We start from the raw sequence: 18,349 nt of genomic DNA on the forward strand, positions 1-18,349 counted from the left end.
CGTTGGCCGGGACGTGTGGCAGCAGGTGCTGCACGGCGGCCGACCGGTCGTGCTGACCGCGCTCGGCGCCGGAACGCTGGCCTATCTCGTCGCACTGCCGGTCGGCCTGGTCGCCGCACTCACCCAACGGCGCTGGCTGGAGGAGCTGCTGATGCGGCCCCTGGACGTCGTGATCGCGATCCCGTCGCTGCTGCTGATCCTGCTGGTCGCGTCCGTGTTCACGCCCGGAGCCGTAGGCCTCGCCCTCCTCGTGGCGCTGGTCAACGTGCCGGACGCCGCCCGCCTCGTGCGCGCCGCCGCCACGGAGGCCGCCGCCCGGCCGGTCGTCGAGGCGCTCCGCCTCCAGGGGGAGACCTGGTGGCGTACCGCCGTCGGCTATGTCGGCCGCACCATCCTGCGCACCCTCGGCGCCGACGCCGGCACCCGGCTGACCGGCGTGCTGTACCTGGTCGCCACGGCCGCGTTCCTCGGTGTCGGGGTGGCCCCTGACGCCGCCGACTGGGCGGTGATGGTCGACCGCAACCGTACGGGTCTGTTCGTGCAGCCGTGGGCCGTGGTCGTGCCCGCTCTGCTGATCGTCGCGCTGACCACGGGGACCAACCTCATCTTCGACGCCGCGCTGGAGAAGCCCGGCGGGCGCGTTGGGCGCCACGAGCGCAACCGGTGCCGGGTACGGAAGGAACGACGTTCATGAAGCAGTACGACGACGGGACCGGACAAGCTGCCCCGGCACCCCTGGCCGAGATCACAGACCTGCGGGTCGAGGTGGGCGACCGGGCGATCGTCGACGGGGTGAGTCTGCGGGTGCTGTCCGGCAAGGTCACCGCGCTGGTGGGTGCCTCGGGCAGCGGGAAGACGACCACCGGGCTGGCCCTGCTCGGTGAGTTCCCGGCGGGCGCGCGCGTCACCGGCGGCGTCCGCGTCGCGGCCGACGGCCTCGTCGGGTACGTGCCTCAGCATCCGGCGGCCGTCCTCAACCCCGCCCGCCGGAGCACCGCCCTCCTGACCGACATCGCCCGCACGCAGATACGTCATCTGCCTCGTGGCGCACGCCGAACCGCAGCCCGGGAACGCGTGCTGCGAGCCCTGACGGATGCCCAACTCCCTGACGCCGAGCCCTTGTTGTACCGCTACCCGCATCAGCTCTCCGGTGGTCAGCAGCAACGCGTCGTCCTCGCCCAGGCCCTCCTGCTCGGCGCCCGGGTCATCGTCGCCGACGAACCCACCACCGGCCAGGACGCGTTGACCAAGAGCCTCATCGTCGAGCAGTTGGCTGCGGTCGCGGCGCGCGGCATCGCGGTCGTCCTGCTCAGCCACGACCTCGACGTCGTACACGCGCTCGCCGACGAGGTCCATGTCATGCGAGCGGGGCGTGTCGTGGAGTCGGGTCCGACACAGCGGGTGTGGTCGGCGCCCCGGCATGGATGGACCCGCCAACTCCTGTGCGCACAGCCGTCGTTCACAGAGAAGGCGATGGAAGCGGAGGTGGCCGCGAACACGGACACGGAATCCCACGACCGGGGCGCCCCGGCGGCCGTCGCGCCCGTGCTGCGCGTACGCGCTCTCGCGGCCCGCCACCGCGACGGCTCACGCGGCACGACGGTGGTCGTGCAGGCACCCGAACTCACCTTGCACGCACGTGAGTTGCTGGCTGTGGTCGGGCGCTCGGGCAGCGGCAAGACCACGCTCGCCCGCTGTCTCGCCGGGCTTCACCGCGACCACGACGGCGAGATCCTCCTCGACGGCACTCCCCTGCCACGCAGCCTGCGCGACCGCAGCCGGGGGCAGTTGGCGGCGGTGCAGTACGTCTTCCAGGACGCCCGCGCCGCCTTCGACGAGCACCGTCCGGTCCTGCGCCAGGTCGCCCGCACAGCGATCCGGCTGCGCGGTGCCGACGACCGCACCGCCGAGGCCGAGGCGCTGACCACCCTGACCCGCCTCGGCCTCCCACCGGAACTGGTAGGCCGACGTCCCGCCCAGCTCTCCGGCGGCGAACTCCAGCGCGCCGCCCTGGCCCGCGCCCTCCTCGCCCACCCCCGCGTCCTGATCTGCGACGAGATCACCTCGGGCCTCGACACGGTCACCCGGCGTGGCATCCTCGACGTCCTCACAGCCCTGCTCGTCGAGGGCGAGGGCGACAGCGACAGCGACAGCGACAGCGACAGCGACGGAACGGGCAGGGGGACCGGCCCGGCCCTCGTCCTGATCACCCATGACCTGGACACAGCCGCCGTAGCGCACCGCATCGCGGTCATGGACGCCGGACACGTCATCGAGCAGGGCCCCACCCGACACATCCTCACCGCCCCACAACACCCGTTCACGGCCTCGCTCATGGCGGCTTCGGCGGGGCTCGGTTCCGATGCGTTCCGTACCCCTCCCCGCCGCCCTCCCGTCCCACAGCCTCTACACATGGGGACGTCTGATGCAGGCTCCGGGTAGGTAGGGCGAACTGATCGCCACGCGCAGTAACTTCGTGGGACGCACGTGGCCAAGTGGGGTGCGCGCGTCGTGAACCGGGTGAAGGGGGGAGCCGTGCGTTCCGGGGAACAATTCGCCGGCCGCTTCGTCCTCAGGGAGGTCATCGGGGCCGGCCGCAGCGGCGATGTGTGGCTCGCCCACGACACGGTGGTCGGGCAGGACGTCGCGCTGAAACCGGAGCGGATCGAGGGCGACCACGACGACAGCGACGGCGACAGCGATGCCCCCAATGACAGCGAGGACGGCGGCGACGGCGACGGCGGATCGGGCGCGGCCGACGGCACCGATGTCGACGCCTGCTTCGACGGGCGCTGCGAACTCGCCGTGTCCCAGCCCATGTCCATCGAGGTCGACAGCCGGTTCGGCGTCGGTGATCTGCGCGTCACGAAGGTCACCGGCGACAACGTTCTACGTAGTTCCGTACGCAGTACGGGGATCCGGCGATGTCCGCCTCGGTGAGGTCGGGCAGAGCCGCGCGGAGCGACGCCATCAGGCTCTCGTCGTGCAGGGCGATGCGCAGGCCGGCGGGGCTGCGCTCCCACACCCCCATCAGCCAGACGGTGTCGAGGCCCGGCAGCACGACCTCGTCCCAGACCTCGCCGGGCACGTCGCCGAGGGTGACGCGGCGCCCGTACCGTTCGCTCAACCCACTCAGCCAGACGCGGGTGTTGATCTCGTGGATCACCGTCATGACAGGGGCTCCTCCCCGGGTCCCCCAGCGCTGTGAGCGTCAGTGGGGAACGGTCCGGGAGGCCCCCAGCTCCGCCAGGGCGCCTCGCCCGCGTCGGCCTCCGCCAGCCGCTGTCGCTCCGCCTTCGGCGTACCACCGGTGGTCGTCATCGCCCGTCCTCCTCGCGCCGCCCCGCACCCGCGTTCCGACCCGTCCGGACTCGGGCGGGTCGCAACGGGCCGCAATGGCAGAGGACCGCACGGATGCGGGCGGCACCGTTCCGGTAAACCGGGGTCCGGCGGGCCGGGGTCCGGTCGACTGGTCGCGGTACCGCCCGCGGGAGGGTCAAACGATCTCGACCAGCAGGTCGCCGCCCTCCACCTGCTGGATCTTGTTGATGGCCAGGCGGGACACGCGTCCGGCCTTCGGGACGGTGATGGTGGCCTCCATCTTCATGGCCTCGATGGTGGCGACCGTTGCGCCCGCCGCGACCTCGTCGCCCTCGGCGACCGCGAGGGTGACCACGCCGGCGAACGGGGCGGCGACATGGCCGGGGTCGGAGCGGTCGGCCTTCTCGGTGACGGGGATGTCGGAGGAGGCGGCCTTGTCGCGGATCTGGATCGGCCGCAGTTGGCCGTTCAGGGTGGACATCACCGTGCGCATACCGCGTTCGTCGGCCTCGCCGACGGCCTCCAGCCCGATGAGGAGCCGGACGCCGGGCTCCAGGTCGACGGCGTACTCCTTGCCGGGGCCGAGGCCGTAGAAGAAGTCCTTGCTGTCGAGGACGCTGGTGTCGCCGTAGGTCTGGCGGTGGGTCTCGAACTCGCGCGTCGGGCCGGGGAACAGCAGCCGGTTGAGGGTGGCGCGCCGGTCCTTCTCCAGTCCCGTGCGGTCCTCGGCGTTCAGGTCCTGGACGGGCTTGGCGTCGGCGCGGCCCTGGAGGGCCTTGCTGCGGAACGGCTCGGGCCAGCCGCCGGGCGGGGTGCCCAGCTCGCCGCGCAGGAAGCCGATGACGGAGTCGGGGATGTCGAAGCGTTCCGGGGTGGCCTCGAAGTCGGCGGGTGCGACTCCGGCACCGACGAGGTGCAGGGCGAGGTCGCCGACCACCTTGGAGGAGGGGGTGACCTTGACCAGGTGGCCGAGGATGCGGTCGGCGGCGGTGTACATCGCCTCGATGTCCTCGAAGCGGTCGCCGAGGCCGAGCGCGACGGCCTGGGTGCGGAGGTTGGAGAGCTGGCCGCCGGGGATCTCGTGGTCGTAGACCCGTCCGGTGGGTGAGGCGAGGCCCGCCTCGAAGGGGGCGTAGATCCGGCGGACGCTCTCCCAGTAGGGCTCCAGGTCGCCGACGGCCTGCAGGTCGAGGCCGGTGGGCCGGTCGGAGTAGTCGGTCGCGGCCACGATCGCCGACAGCGACGGCTGCGAGGTGGTGCCCGCCATGGACGCCACGGCCCCGTCCACGGCGTCGGCGCCGGCCTGGATCGCGGCGAGGTACGTGGCGAGCTGGCCGCCCGCCGTGTCGTGGGTGTGGATGTGCACCGGCAGGTCGAACTCGCGGCGCAGGGCCGTCACGAGCTTCGTGGCGGCCGGGGCGCGCAGCAGTCCCGCCATGTCCTTGACGGCCAGGACGTGGGCGCCCGCCTCGACGATCTGCTCGGCCAGCCGGAGGTAGTAGTCGAGGGTGTAGAGCTGCTCGGCGGGGTTGGAGAGATCGGAGGTGTAGCAGAGGGCGACCTCGGCGACGGCCGTGCCGGTGGCTCGTACGGCGTCGATGGCGGGCCGCATCTGGCCCACGTCGTTGAGCGCGTCGAAGATCCGGAAGATGTCGATGCCGGTCTCGGTGGCCTCCTGGACGAAGGCGTCGGTCACCTCGGTCGGGTACGGCGTGTACCCGACGGTGTTGCGGCCCCGCAGCAGCATCTGGAGGCAGATGTTGGGCGCGGCGGCCCGGAAGGCGGCCAGGCGCTCCCAGGGGTCCTCGGCGAGGAAGCGGAGGGCGACGTCGTAGGTGGCGCCGCCCCAGCACTCCAGGGAGAGCAGCTGCGGCAGGGTCCGGGCGACCACGGGGGCGACGGCGAGCATGTCCTTCGTACGGACCCGGGTGGCGAGCAGCGACTGGTGGGCGTCCCGGAACGTGGTGTCGGTGACGCCGATGGTCGGCGACTCGCGCAGCCAGCGGGCGAAGCCCTCCGGGCCGAGCTCGACGAGCTTCTGCTTCGAGCCGGCCGGGGGTTCGGTGACGGTGGGCCGCGGCAGCTTGGTGGCCGGGTCGATGAGGGCGGGGCGTTCGCCGTGCGGCTTGTTGACCGTCACGTCGGCCAGATAGGTGAGCAGTTTCGTGCCCCGGTCGGCGGAGTGCCGGGAGGTGAGCAGGTGCGGGCGCTGCTCGATGAACGACGTGGTGACGTTGCCGGACTGGAAGTCGGGGTCGTCGAGGACGGCCTGCAGGAACGGGATGTTCGTGGCGACGCCGCGGATACGGAACTCGGCGACCGCGCGCCGGGCCCGGTTGACGGCTGTGGTGAAGTCCCGGCCCCGGCAGGTCAGTTTGACCAGCATGGAGTCGAAGTGGGCGCTGATCTCCGTACCGGCGTGGGTGGTGCCGCCGTCGAGGCGGATGCCGGAGCCGCCGGGTGAGCGGTAGGCGCTGATACGGCCGGTGTCGGGGCGGAAGCCGTTCGCCGGGTCCTCGGTGGTGATACGGCACTGGAGTGCGGCGCCGCGCAGGGTGATGCTCTCCTGGGAGAGACCGAGGTCGGCGAGGGTCGCCCCGGCGGCGATGCGAAGCTGGGACTGCACGAGGTCGACGTCGGTGACCTCCTCGGTGACCGTGTGCTCGACCTGGATACGGGGGTTCATCTCGATGAAGACGTGGTTGCCGTCGCGGTCGAGGAGGAACTCGACGGTGCCCGCGTTGCGGTAGCCGATCTCCCGGGCGAACCGTACGGCGTCGGCGCAGATCCTCTCGCGCAGGGCCGGGTCGAGGTTCGGCGCGGGGGCCAGCTCGATGACCTTCTGGTGGCGGCGCTGCACCGAACAGTCGCGCTCGAAGAGGTGGATCACGTTGCCTTGGCCGTCGGCGAGGATCTGCACCTCGATGTGGCGGGGCTCGATGACGGCCTTCTCCAGGAAGACGGTGGGGTCGCCGAACGCGGAGGCGGCCTCGCGGGAGGCGGCCTCGATGGACTCGCGCAGCGCGGCGGGGTCCTCGACGCGGCGCATTCCGCGTCCGCCGCCACCGGCGACGGCCTTGACGAACACGGGGAAGCCGACGTCGTCGGCGGCGCGGACCAGTTCGTCCACGTCGGTGGAGGGCTCGGAGGAGCCGAGGACCGGTACGCCGGCGGCGCGGGCGGCGGCCACCGCGCGCGCCTTGTTGCCGGTCAGTTCGAGGATGTGGGCGCTGGGCCCGACGAACGTGATGCCCGCTTCCTCGCAGGCCCGGGCCAGCTCCGGGTTCTCGGACAGGAACCCGTAGCCCGGGTAGACGGCGTCGGCGCCCGCCAGCCGGGCGGCGCGCATGATCTCCTCGACGGAGAGATAGGCCCGCACGGGGTGTCCCGGTTCGCCGATCTCGTAAGCCTCGTCGGCCTTGAGCCGGTGCAGCGAGTTGCGGTCCTCGTGGGGGAAGACGGCGACCGTCCGCGCGCCCACTTCATAGCCGGCGCGGAACGCGCGGATCGCGATCTCGCCACGGTTGGCGACCAGTACCTTGCGGAGCATTCCCGATCCCTTCGGCCTGCCTGGTGAGGAACACCATGGTCGCGGCAATGCGGCCGACGTGCCATGAGAGTCCCGTCACTGACGGGTGATCGGAGGTCTGGCCTACGTGACGGAGCCCCTGCGGGCCGCGTGTCCCGTGTGCCCCGCCCGGCCCTGGGGTGCGGCCGTTACCGACTCACCAGTCGGCAGAGCGGCAAGGCCCTCGACAACGGGGACGTCACCACCCAGGGCGGCCGGATCGTCCAGGTACCGTTCATCCCGGCCGCGCGAACCGGCTCCCGTTCACCCCTCCACCGCGAACTGGCTTCCCGTCTTCTCGCCGTCGTCCGTGACCGCCGCGGCCACACAGCGGTAGACGCGCAGCCCCTTGTCCCACTCCGCCGCCGACGGCGGGATGATGTCGACGTTCCACTCGTCCGCGACGTCACGGCCCTCGGAGGTCATGGTCGCGGCCATGACCTTCTGCGAGCACAGCGCCTTGACGTCCGGATGCTTGATGAGGTCCCGCGCGTTGTTCGTCATGCCGTCCTCCGGCAGCGGCGCGATCGCGAAGGTCTCCCACACGTGCTTGGTCTGGCAGTCCGCACGGCTGACGGTGACGATGCCGGAGATGTCGACGATGCCGCTCCAGCACTCCGGGGTCGTGACGCACCGGCCGCCCACACCGTCGACATCCGTCGCGGGGCAGTTCTCCGTCGTGGTCGCCACCCCGAACTCCGAGGTGCCCTTGCCCTCGGCGGTGGCACCGGCGGACGGCGAGGCGGCTGCGGAGGAGCCACCTCCACCACCGTCATCGTCGTCGCCGTTCTGGTACGTCACCACGGTGACCGACACGCTCACGGAGACGGCCACGGCCGCCAGTACGGCGATCACCGCCGGCCGACGCCGCGCCGCCCCCTTCCGCCCGCCGTCGCCACCGGGGCCGGGAACGACGGTGGTGCCGCCCGTCCCGCCCGCCCCGGGAGCCACGGTCGTACCACCCCAGCCCGGCGGCACGACCCCGTAGGGCGGCATCGTCGTGGGCGGCGGGTCCCCATACGGCGGCATCGTCGTGGGCGGCGCGTCCCGATACGCCGGAACCGTCGTCATGCTGGGCGCCGGGCCGAAGCCGGTGCCGCCACCTCCCACTCCGCCACCGCCGCCTCCCAGGTCCACGGTGTCGAGGTCGACCGCGGCGAGGGCGTCGCGGAACGCGCCCGCGTCGGACAGGCGGTGGGCGGGGTCGGCTGCGAGGGCGTACCGGAGCGCCGAGTTGAACGCGGGCGGCAGTCCGGGGAGGTCGGCGTACGGCCAGGTGTGGCGCACGATCAGTTCGGCGAGGCTGAGCTGGGTGCCGTCGTCCGGGTAGTGCGGCGGGCGGCCGTTCAGCAGGGCGTAGACGGTCGCGGCCAGTGAGTACACGTCGCCGGCCGGGCTGGGGTCCGCCATGTGGAAGGCCTCGGGCGGCGCGTAAGCAGGGGTCAACGCCTCCCGGGTCACGGACAGTTCGCGTCCCGGCTGCGGCATGGCGGCGAGGCCGAAGTCGGTGAGGGCGACACCCCCGTACCGGTTGACCATGACGTTGCCGGGCTTGATGTCGCGGTGCAGCACCCCGGCGGCGTGGGCGGCGGTCACCGCGTCGGCGAGGCCCACGCCGATGTCGCGTGCCTCCTTGGCCGGGAGCGCGCCCTGCCGGTGCAGCCGGTCGCCCAGGGAGCCGCCGGGGCACAGCTCCAGGACCATGTAGGGGCGGTTGTCGGCGAGGACCCCGGCGTCATACACCGGGACCACATGGGGGTGGCCTGACAGTTGCCCGGCGGCCGTGACCTCGCGCATGAAGCGTTGTCGGTCGCGCGGTGTGGACAGCACCCTGCTGTCCACCTTCAGCGCGACCTCCCGGCCCACGGCCAGCTGCCGGGCCCGGTACACCGTGGCGAATCCGCCCTGGCCCAGGACCTCCTGGATCTCGTAACCGGGCAGGTCCGTTCTTTCGGGCCCCATGTTGCCGTACCCCCAGCGCGCAGCCCCGGCCAGGACGTCCGACCGAGGTGAGGCGAGACTCTAGCCGAGCCCGGTGACACCGGAACGCCGGGTTCGTCCACCGAACACCGCCACCGGCTGGGCCAAGGGGCCGAGGTCGCCTGCGAGGACGGTCCGGACGATCGGGGGGCGGCCCAGAGAGCGAGGATCTCGTTGGCGAGGTCGACGATCGGGAGGGCACGGTGCTGCGGATCGGCCCGGTCGGCTCGGGCACGACGGAGGTGCGACGCGCGGCTTCCTGAGCCACTGGTGGGGGCGGAAGTGACCGATAACCCGGAACATGAGCCCATGCTGAGCTAGCCTCAGTTTTCTTGGGGGCGAACTGACGTACGCCAAAAGTCACTTCGGGGGTGTTGTGTCAGACCAGCGGCCGGTGCCATCGCGTCCGACGGCAGAGACGGCTCCGGCGCTGCGCCAGGCGGGGGCGCTGCCCCTGCGCCCCGGCGACCCGGACCGTATCGGTCCGTATATGTCTCTGGGGCTGCTCGGCAGCGGCGGGATGGGGCGCGTCTATCTGGCGCGCCCCGCGGACGGCGGCCCCGACCTCGTCGCGGTGAAGGTGATCAGGCCCGAGTACGCGGAGGACGTGCGGTTCCGCCGTCGGTTCGAGCAGGAGGCGTCGGTGCACAGCCGGGTGCGCACCCCGCGCATGCCGCGCCTGGCCGGCACGGGCTTCCGGGACGAACTGCTGTGGATGGCCACCGAGTATCTGCCGGGGCTCGATCTCGCGGCCGCCGTGCACGAGGACGGTCCCCTGCCGGCCGTCGCCGTCCGGCGGCTGGTGGCGGAGCTGGGGCAGGCCCTCGCCGACCTCTCCGCCGCGGGGATCGTGCACCGGGACCTGAAGCCGTCCAACGTCCTGCTGTCCGCCCGGGGCGCGCACGTCATCGACTTCGGTATCGCGAAGGCCGCCGACGCGAGCGCGATCACCGGCACGGGCAACCGGGTCGGCACCCCGGCCTACATGTCGCCGGAGTACCTGCGCACGGGCGCGTGCGACACCGCGTCGGACGTGTTCTCCCTGGCCTGCACCCTGGTCTTCGCGGCCACCGGCAGAGCCCCGTTCGGCGACGGCACCGGCGTCGACGTCATGCACCGGGTGGCGTTCGAGGAGCCCAACCCGGATGTGCTCGCCGAGATCGCGGCGGCCGACGCGCCGCTCGCCGCACTGCTCTCCGCCGGCCTGGCCAAGGAGCCCGGACAGCGGCCGACGCCGGGGCAGCTGATCGAGGCGGCCGGGCCCGACTCCCCGGGCTCCGAGGCGGCGGGACCGTCCGGGGCCTTCGACTGGCCCGAACCGCTGGGCGGCAGGGTGCTCGCCCGGCAGCGGGCGTGCGACACCCTGCGCCGCCTTCCCCTCGAACAGCCCGGCCCCGAACCACTGGTCAAGGCGTCGGCCCCCGCCGCCGCACCGCCGAGTCCGTCCGCCGACGCACCGGCCCAGCCGTTACGTCCGACGCCGCCCCGCACCCGGACCCGCCGCAAGCGGGTGCTGATCGGAGCCGCCGGTCTGGCTCTCTGCATGGCGACCGCCGGTGTCGTCGCACTCACCCTCCTGAGCCCCGCCACCACCACGGCCTCGCCGCAGCGGGGTACGGCGACGTCCGCCGACGCCCTGCCCGGCGACGCCGCCTCGGTGTCGGCGACCGCGGCCTCGGGCGGTGCGGACGCCGACCCGGACGGCGGATCGGAGGTCTCGGAGGTGTCCGGCGAGGACGACCGCCCCTCGGCCGACGGCGACACCGCGCGCCCCGACGCCTCCGATTCCGGCTCGGGCTCGGGGTCCGCCACCGGCGACGACGACCCGCACACGGACTCCACCGCACCCGCCCCCAAGACCAGCGCGCCCACCGAGACCACGCCGACCCCGAGCCTCGCTTCCACCGAGCCCTCGTCCCCGGCTTGGCTCACGGACTGCACGTACTACTACGGCAACGGACGCACCCGTCTGGGGAACACGGGCAAACGCGTCCTGCAGGTGCAGTGCATGCTGTCCAAGCGCGGCTACAGCCTCGGGGGCGGCGGCGTGGACGGCGAGTTCGACGCCGGGACGGAGGCCGCGGTGCAGAGCTTCCAGCGGGACAAGGGGCTGCTGGTCACCGACGGCGTCGTACGGCCGCGCGTCTGGACCGCGTTGCGCTCCACGGAGTGAGAGGGGCTGCTCGCCGAGCCGCGCCGGTCAGTCGACGAACAGTCCACGCGCCGCGGCCCGCGCGTCGAACTCCTCCAGGTGGGCCTGGGCGTCCGGGAGGGCGTCGCACATCGCCTCCAGGAGGACCTGGCCCAGCAGCATGGGGGCGCTGACGGTGTCGAAGACCAGGCCGGTGCCCACGGCGGCGGGGAGCAGCAGGTCGCTGTGGGCGGCGACCGGGGCGAAGGTGCCGTCGGCGACGGTCACCACCGTGAGGCCGGCGGCGCGGGCATGGGCGAGGGCGTCGAGGAGTTCGCGCGGGTGGCGGGGCAGCGCGAAGCACAGGAGCGCGCTCGCGCCGGCCTGCCGCGCCGCGTCGATGCGGTCGGCGAGCAGCGAGCCGCCCTCGTCGAGCAGCCGTACACCGGTGTGGACCTTCGCCGCGAAGTAGGCGAAGCCGCGGGCCTGGGCGGCGGAGGCGCGCAGCCCGAGCACCGGCAGCGGCCGGGAGGCGGCGAGCAGACGGCCCGCGCGTTCGACGGGTTCGGGGTCCGTGAGCAGGGATGCCAAGTGCCGCAGATTGTCGATCTCGGCCTGCACAGCACGCTGGTACGGGTTGGCCGACTGTCCGTCGAAGCCGTTCCCGGTGGGTGCGACCGCCCGTAGTCGGGCGCGCAGGGCCGGATAGCCGTCGAATCCGAGGGCGACCGCGAAGCGGGTCACCGAGGGCTGGCTGACACCGGCCAGCCGGGCCAGTTCCACGCTCGACAGATAGGGCACGTCCGCCGCCTGCCGGACCAGGCAGTGCGCGATGCGGCGCTGTGTCGGGGTGAGCCGACGGCCTTCGAAGAGCTGCTGCAGCCGCGCTGCCGCGCCGCCCCCGTCGCGTCCTTCGGTGCCGACACCATCGGGTCTTCCGGTGCCGACTCCGCCAGGTCCTTCGGTGCCGACAGCGTCCGTCATCTGGTCTCCCAGCCGTTCGTCGTGCTCGGTCCCCTCCCCCTGCCCGGCGGGGTGGTCGGTGCGCGGTGCCGGGCAGGAGCGGGGGCGGACGGTGCGGGCGTGACCGAGAACGGTCAGCCCGCGAGGCCGGTGGACGTCAGCCAGTCCTTGGCGACGGTGTCGGCGTCCTCCTTGTCGTTGACGAGCTTCTTCATCATCTCCAGCAGGTCCTCGGTGGTGAGCTTGGCGGAGACGGAGTTGAGCGCCTCCTTCGCCTTGTCGTTCACCGCGTCCTTGTAGACGAGGGGCGTGACGTTCTGCGAGGAGAAGAGGTTCTTCGGGTCCTCCAGGACCACCAGCTTGTCCGCGACGATGGCGGGGTCGGTGGTGTAGAGGTTGGCGGCCTGCACCTTGTCGTCCTTCAGCAGCTTCACCAGGGTGCTCTGGGCACCCGCGTCGAGCGGCTGGAACTTCCCGAAGTCCACGCCGTAGACCTTCTTCAGGCCGACACCGCCCTGCGTACGGGTCTTGAACTCCGACCCGGCGCCGATCGTCATGTCGCCCGCGACCGGCTTGAGGTCGGCGAGGGTCTTGAGGTTGTACTTGGCGGCGGTCTCGGCGGTGACCGTCACCGAGTCCTTGTCCTCAGCCGCGGCGGAGTCGAGTATCTCCACCGACGACGGCAGCTTCTCCTTCAGTTCGGCGTTGATGTCCTCGGTGCTGGTCGCGGTGCTGTTCTTGTCGACCGCCACCGACAGCAGGGCGCCGTTGTACTCGGGGAAGACGCCGATGCCGCCCTTGACCACCTGGTCGTAGTAGACCTCGCGGGCCCCGATGTCGAACTTCCGGGTCACTTTCAGGCCCTTGCCCTCCAGGGCCTGTGAGTAGATCTCGGCGAGCAGCTGGTTCTCGGGGAAGTTCGCCGAGCCGACGACGATGGAATTGCCCTCCCCGCCACCGCTGTCGCCCGCCAGCGGATTGTCGTCGCTGTCACCGCCACCGCCGCAGGCGGTCAGGGTGAGTGCGGTGATCAGGCCGAACGCGGCGCCTCGGTACATGCCTCGCATGGGTGTTTCCTCTCTCGGAGCCCGGGGGCTCGAAAAATTCGGATCAGAAGAGTTCAGGATGCGGAATGTTCAGGACTTCGACGCCGTGCCCCTCAGGCCCGGCGAGACCACGACGCGTCGCAGTGCGGTGAACACGACCTGCACGACGAGCGCGAGGGCGACGACGACCGTGGAGCCGCCGATGACCAACCCGTAGTCGTTGCGGGAGAGTCCGTCGACGATGTAGCGGCCCAGGCCGCCGAGCCCGGGGTAGGCGGCGACGGTCGCGGTGGCCACGACCTGGATCGCGGCGACCCGCAGTCCGAGGAGGATCAGCGGCAGCGCCATCGGCACCTCGACCCGGGTCAGGACCTCCCACTCGGTCATGCCGACCCCGCGCGCGGCGTCCCGGGTGGCGGGGTCCACGCCCCGCACCCCTTCGAAGGTGTTGATGAGGATCGGCGGTACCGCGAGGGCGACCAGGGCGACCAGGACGGGCGTGGTGCTGAGCCCGGCGAGCGTGACGACGAGGACGACCAGGCCGAAGGTGGGAATCGCGCGGGCGAGGTTGGCCACGCTGGCCACGGCGAAGGCACCGCGGCCGGTGTGCCCGACGAGCAGTCCGAACGTCAGCCCGATGACGGCGGCGAACAGCAACGACAGTCCGCTGTAGGTGAGATGCTCCACCAGCCGCTGCGGGATGCCCTCGTCTCCGTGCCACTGCGCCGAGGACGTCAGCCAGTCCCCCACGAGCTCCATCTGGTTCAGGAAATCGTTCATGCCGACGTCACCTTGTTCCGGGACCACGGGGTGAGCAGCCGCTGTGCCAGGACCAGCAACGCGTCGGTGGCAAGGGCGAGCAGCATGATCAGGACGATCGCGGTGACGATCGGGGTGGGGAAGTCGAGTTGGAGACCGCGGGTGATGTAGTAGCCGAGGCCGCCCTGTCCGATCAGCTGTCCCACGGCGACGAGGCTGATGGACGAGACGGCGGCGACGCGTACGCCGGCGATGACGACGGGTACGGCGATCGGCAACTCGACCTGGACGACCCGGCGTACGGCGCCGAATCCCATCGCGGTGGCCGCGAGCCGGACGGACTCGGGGACCGAGGCGAGGCCGTCGACCACGTTGGGGACCAGCACCGACAGGGTGTAGAGCGTCAGCGGGATCATCACCGTCTGTTCGGTCAGCCCGGTGTACCGGACGAAGATCATGAACAGGGCGAGGGACGGGATCGAGTACAGGATGTTCGACACGGTCAACACCGGCGGGTAGAGCCAGCGCCAGCGGTGGCACAGGATGCCGAGCGGCACGGAGATGATCAGCCCGAGCAGCACCGGCAGCAGGCCGAGTCTGAGGTGGATGCCGGTGTACTCGGCGAGTTCGGCCGTGTGGTCGGCTATCCACTGCCACCGGACCAGCGGTTCGTCGTCGCTCATCGGTCACCGTCGCCCGGGGTGTCGGCGGGGGACGACTTGTCCACGGTCAACTTGGGCGCGGCCGAGGCGACTTCGGCCGACGCACTCCCGGCGGCCGGCACTCCCCCGGCCGTCGCCCCGGCAGACCGCTCGGCGGCGACCGCTCCGGCGGACAACTCGTGCGCGTCCGTGACTCCGACGACCGCGCCCTCCGCGTCGACGGCCACCGCGAGGCGGGCGGGTGACAGGAGGGCCGAGTCGAGGGCGGCCCGTGCCGAGTCTCCGACGAGGCTGAAGGTGTGGCCGAGGGGGGCCAGGGGCGCGTCCGCGAGGGTTCCGGTGTCCGGCAGCGCGTCGGTCGCGGCCCAGCCGAGCGGCCGCCGGGCGTCGTCGACGACGAGCACCCAGGGCGCGTCCGCCGTCCGGGCCTCGGCGACGGGAGAGGCGGCCGGCAGCACCGGGCCGTCGCGCAGCGGCAGTTCGGCCGCGTCGACGAAGGAGAGCCGGCGGATGCCCCGGTCCTGCCCCACGAAGTCGGCCACGAAGTCGTCGGCGGGACTGGCGAGCAGCCGCTCGGGCGTGTCGAACTGGGCGAGCTTGCCGCCGGTGCGGAACACGGCGATGTTGTCGCCGAGTTTGATGGCCTCGTCGATGTCATGGGTGACGAACACGATCGTCTTGTGCAGCTCCTTCTGCAGCCGGATGAACTCGGCCTGCAGCTCCGCCCGCACGATCGGGTCGACCGCGCTGAACGGCTCGTCCATCAGCAGCACCGGCGGGTCGGCGCCCAGCGCCCTGGCCACCCCGACGCGCTGCTGCTGCCCGCCGGAGAGCTGGTTCGGGTAGCGCTTGGCCATCTCGGCGGGCAGGCCCACCAGTTCGAGCAGCTCCGCCGCCCGGGCCCGCGCCTTCTTCTTGCCCCACCCCAACAGCAGCGGAACGGTGGCTATGTTGTCCAGGATGGTGCGGTGCGGGAACAACCCCGCGTGCTGGATCACATACCCGATGCCCCGGCGCAGCTCGGGCGCGTTGACCTCCCGGATGTCCCGGCCGCGCAGGCTCACCGTGCCTGCGGTCGGCTCCACCATGCGGTTGATCATGCGCAGAGTGGTGGTCTTGCCGCAGCCGGAAGGACCGACCAGGACCGTGATGCCACCCTCGGCCAGTTCCAGGGACAGGTCGTCCACCGCTGTCGTGCCGTTTGGATATTTTTTGCTCACCGCGTCGAATCTGATCAAGACTGCCCCTTACCCGACTGCATATGGTCATGCAGAGTTGTCGGTGACTGAATGACAGTCAATGGAATTTTGTGAACGGCACGTTACGTTCACAGCAAGTCGCACCGGGGATGCCCGAATTCTTCACTGTCTGCGATGTTTACTCCCCTTCATAATGGGGCGGCTCAGAGGAAGGGGAGACACCCCATGCGGTTCGGGACGGGGACGAGCGAAGGCGCGGAGGTCGTCGTCGACGGGCGGACGCTGTCGTACGACGAGGTCGTGGCCGTCGCCCGGCACGGAGCCCCGGTCGCCCTCGCGGACGAGGTTCTCCCCCGGCTGGCACGTGACCGGGCCGTCGTCGAGGACGTCGTCGACCGCCAGGTGCCGACGTACGGCCTGACGACGGGCCTCGGCACCCGCTCGTCGTACGCGCTGCCGCGCGACGAGCTGGAGGTCTTCAGCGTGCGTACGGTCCGGGGGCGGGCCCACGCGGTCGGCGATCCGCTGCCGGTGCCCGTCGTACGGGCCGCGCTCCTCGCCCGCGCCAACGGCATCGCGAGCGGGGGCAGCGGCGTACGACCGGAGATCCTGCGACTGCTCGTGGACCTGCTCAACGCGCGGGTGCACCCCGTGATCCCGGAGGTGGGGTCGATCGGCGCCTCCGATCTGTGCCAGATGGCCCATGTCGGGCTGGTCGTCATCGGGGAGGGCGACGCCGAGTTCGGCGGCGAGGTGCTCGACGGCGCCACGGCACTGCGGCGGGCGGGGCTCGCCCCGGCCGCACTGGGGCCGAAGGACGGACATGTGCTGTGCGGCGCGAGCCCGCTGGCGGCCGGGCAGGGCGCCCTCGCCCTGCACGAGACGGCCGCCGTCCTCGCGTTGGCGCAGGCGGTCACGGCGCTCACCTACGAGGGCTTCCGGGCCAACACCAGCCCGCTCGACGCGCGGGTGCTGTCCCTGCGTCCCGCCCCCGGTCAGTCCCGCGCGGCGGGCGGACTGCTCGCCCTGCTGGACGGCGGCGAGCTGACCGATCCCCGGCACGCGCGGCGGGTCCAGGACCCCGTCAGTCTGCGCTGCGCGGCCCAGGTGCACGGAGCCGCGTACGCGGCGCTGGACTTCGCCGCCGCCGCGCTGGACCCCGAGCTGAACGGCTGCGGCGACAACCCGGTGGTCGTGGCGGACACGGGCGAAATCCTCTCCTCCGGCAACTTCCACACCCCGGCCCTGGCCCTCGCCTTCGACACCCTCGCGCTGGCGCTGACACAGACCGCGTCGGTCTCCGCCGAACGCATGCGCCGCCTGCTCGACCCCGCCGTCAGCGGACTGCCGGCGAACCTCTCGCCGTACGGCCCGGAACGCTCGGGCTTCGCGCCGCTGACCAAGACGGCGCAGGCGCTCGTCGCCGAGATCCGCATGCTGTCCGTCCCCGTGTCCACCGACCCCCGTCATGGCGCGGCGGCCGTCGAGGACGACTCGACCAACGCGTCGCTGGGCGCCCGGCGGCTCACGACGGTGCTCACCCGGCTGCGGCAGGTGCTCGCCGTGGAGGCCGTGGTCGCCGCGCAGGCGGTGGATCTGGCGGCTCCGGCCGTACTGGGGCGGGGTCCGGAGTTCCTGCGGCGCGCGATCCGGGCAGTGGTTCCCCGCCTGGACGACGACCGGCCGTGCGGGGTGGACGTGGAGACGGTGCGCCGCGACATCCTGGAATGCGACGACGTCCGGAGCACACTGCGCGCCCTGACCGGGGAAGCGTCGGCCTTGGTGGGAGGAGCGGCATGACCAACTGCGACGTGCACCAGCATCTGTGGACCCCCTCGCTGGTGACGGCCCTACGGTCACGCCGCGAACCACCGTTCCTGGACGGCTGGACCCTGTTCCTCGACGGCGAGCCGCCCTACGAGCTCCCGCCCGCCGACCACGACATCGCCCGCCGCGCGGACCTCGCCGGCACCGACGGCCTCGGCCGGGCCCTCATCTCGCTCTCCTCCCCGATCGGCGTGGAATGGCTGCCCGCGACCGAGGCCCGCCCCCTGCTCGACGCCTACCACGAGGGCGCGGCCGCGCTCCCCGAACCGTTCGGTGCCTGGGCCGCCGCCTGCGTACGGGACGTCGACGCGAAGGCGACCGCCGGGGACCTCGACCGGGGCTTCGTCGGCCTCCAGCTCCCGGCGAACGCCCTGGCCGACGCGTCCGGTTACGCGCGCTGCGCCCCGCTCCTCGACCTCCTCGAAGAACGCGGCCTCCCGCTGTTCGTCCACCCGGGGCCCGCGCCCGGCGGCTCCGAGGGACCCGGCTGGTGGCCCGCGATGGTCCCCTACGTACAGCAGATGCACTCCGCCTGGTTCGCCTTCCGCGCCTTCGGCCGGCCCCGTCACCCCCGCCTTCGGGTGTGTTTCGCCCTGCTGGCCGGGCTCGCCCCGCTCCACGGGGAGCGCTTCGCCGCCCGGAGCGGCGGGAGCGAGGCGGGAGTGGACCCGGACGTCTTCGTCGAGACGTCCTCCTACGGCCCGACCGCCGTCGAAGCCGTGGTCCGCGCGCTCGGCGTGGACGCCGTCGTCCAGGGCTCCGACCGCCCCTACGCCGAGCCCCCGCAACAGCCCGGCTTCGGCCTGGGCGGGGCGGCGGCGTACGCCTTCCGCATCGCCAATCCCCGGCGGCTGCTCACCGGGAAGGACTGCTGAGGCCGCCGGAGTCACGGG

The 18,349-nt window shown here is 72.2% G+C and carries 13 protein-coding genes and 1 pseudogene; 6 read left to right on the forward strand and 8 right to left on the reverse strand.

The genetic code is table 11. From position 1 onward, the window contains the following. Positions 1-151 precede the first annotated feature (151 nt). From ACFU53_RS08790 to ACFU53_RS08800, 3 genes and pseudogenes are all read left to right on the forward strand, one after another. Positions 152-553, forward strand: a pseudogene (locus ACFU53_RS08790) (ABC transporter permease subunit); the annotation flags it as partial. Continuing rightward, positions 499-2,442, forward strand: a complete 1,944-nt coding sequence (locus ACFU53_RS08795) for an ABC transporter ATP-binding protein (protein ID WP_383987900.1) — start codon at positions 499-501, stop codon at positions 2,440-2,442. The pseudogene ACFU53_RS08790 and the gene ACFU53_RS08795, both read left to right, overlap by 55 nt. 93 nt (positions 2,443-2,535) lie before the next feature. After that, positions 2,536-2,940: a hypothetical protein gene (locus ACFU53_RS08800; protein ID WP_383987818.1), complete on the forward strand. Its 405-nt coding sequence runs from the start codon at positions 2,536-2,538 to the stop codon at positions 2,938-2,940. Here the strand turns inward: ACFU53_RS08800 and ACFU53_RS08805 are convergent. From ACFU53_RS08805 to ACFU53_RS08815, 3 genes are all read right to left on the reverse strand, one after another. Further along, on the reverse strand, positions 2,873-3,172 hold the full coding sequence (locus ACFU53_RS08805) for a hypothetical protein (RefSeq protein WP_383987821.1): 300 nt from the start codon (positions 3,170-3,172) through the stop codon (positions 2,873-2,875). The two genes, ACFU53_RS08800 and ACFU53_RS08805, sit on opposite strands and share 68 nt — an antisense overlap. A 324-nt stretch (positions 3,173-3,496) precedes the next feature. Then, positions 3,497-6,871 carry a pyruvate carboxylase gene (locus ACFU53_RS08810; RefSeq protein WP_383987824.1) on the reverse strand — a complete coding sequence of 1,125 codons (3,375 nt, stop codon included), beginning with the start codon at positions 6,869-6,871 and terminating at the stop codon, positions 3,497-3,499. 282 nt (positions 6,872-7,153) lie between these two features. Next, the gene (locus ACFU53_RS08815; protein WP_383987827.1) at positions 7,154-8,851 is read right to left on the reverse strand and encodes a serine/threonine-protein kinase; all 1,698 of its coding nucleotides are present in this window, start codon (positions 8,849-8,851) and stop codon (positions 7,154-7,156) included. A 508-nt stretch (positions 8,852-9,359) separates the two neighbouring features. Between ACFU53_RS08815 and ACFU53_RS08820 the strand changes: the two genes are divergently transcribed. Beyond that, the gene (locus ACFU53_RS08820; RefSeq protein WP_383987902.1) at positions 9,360-11,042 is read left to right on the forward strand and encodes a protein kinase; all 1,683 of its coding nucleotides are present in this window, start codon (positions 9,360-9,362) and stop codon (positions 11,040-11,042) included. A gap of 27 nt (positions 11,043-11,069) precedes the next feature. Here the strand turns inward: ACFU53_RS08820 and ACFU53_RS08825 are convergent, their stop codons facing one another. From ACFU53_RS08825 to ACFU53_RS08845, 5 genes are all read right to left on the reverse strand, one after another. Next, the gene (locus ACFU53_RS08825) at positions 11,070-11,984 is read right to left on the reverse strand and encodes a MurR/RpiR family transcriptional regulator (protein WP_383987830.1); all 915 of its coding nucleotides are present in this window, start codon (positions 11,982-11,984) and stop codon (positions 11,070-11,072) included. Between the two features lie 113 nt (positions 11,985-12,097). Further along, on the reverse strand, positions 12,098-13,021 hold the full coding sequence (locus ACFU53_RS08830) for an ABC transporter substrate-binding protein (protein ID WP_383987905.1): 924 nt from the start codon (positions 13,019-13,021) through the stop codon (positions 12,098-12,100). A gap of 78 nt (positions 13,022-13,099) precedes the next feature. Beyond that, the gene (locus ACFU53_RS08835) at positions 13,100-13,789 is read right to left on the reverse strand and encodes an ABC transporter permease (protein WP_383987833.1); all 690 of its coding nucleotides are present in this window, start codon (positions 13,787-13,789) and stop codon (positions 13,100-13,102) included. After that, complete coding sequence (locus ACFU53_RS08840; RefSeq protein ID WP_383987836.1) at positions 13,786-14,451, reverse strand: ABC transporter permease; 666 nt, start codon at positions 14,449-14,451, stop codon at positions 13,786-13,788. The genes ACFU53_RS08835 and ACFU53_RS08840 overlap by 4 nt, the downstream gene beginning before the upstream one ends. Continuing rightward, on the reverse strand, positions 14,448-15,668 hold the full coding sequence (locus ACFU53_RS08845; protein ID WP_383987839.1) for an ABC transporter ATP-binding protein: 1,221 nt from the start codon (positions 15,666-15,668) through the stop codon (positions 14,448-14,450). The genes ACFU53_RS08840 and ACFU53_RS08845 overlap by 4 nt, the downstream gene beginning before the upstream one ends. A 186-nt stretch (positions 15,669-15,854) precedes the next feature. Here ACFU53_RS08845 and hutH point away from each other — a divergent pair, with 186 nt between their 5' ends. Together hutH and ACFU53_RS08855 are read left to right on the forward strand one after the other, a co-directional pair. Continuing rightward, positions 15,855-17,429 carry a histidine ammonia-lyase gene (gene hutH / locus ACFU53_RS08850; protein ID WP_383987842.1) on the forward strand — a complete coding sequence of 525 codons (1,575 nt, stop codon included), beginning with the start codon at positions 15,855-15,857 and terminating at the stop codon, positions 17,427-17,429. Then, on the forward strand, positions 17,426-18,331 hold the full coding sequence (locus ACFU53_RS08855) for an amidohydrolase family protein (protein ID WP_383987845.1): 906 nt from the start codon (positions 17,426-17,428) through the stop codon (positions 18,329-18,331). The genes hutH and ACFU53_RS08855 overlap by 4 nt, the downstream gene beginning before the upstream one ends. Positions 18,332-18,349: the final 18 nt, after the last annotated feature.

It is taken from the genome of Streptomyces sp. NPDC057474, assembly GCF_042802555.1.
GTDB lineage: Bacteria > Actinomycetota > Actinomycetes > Streptomycetales > Streptomycetaceae > Streptomyces.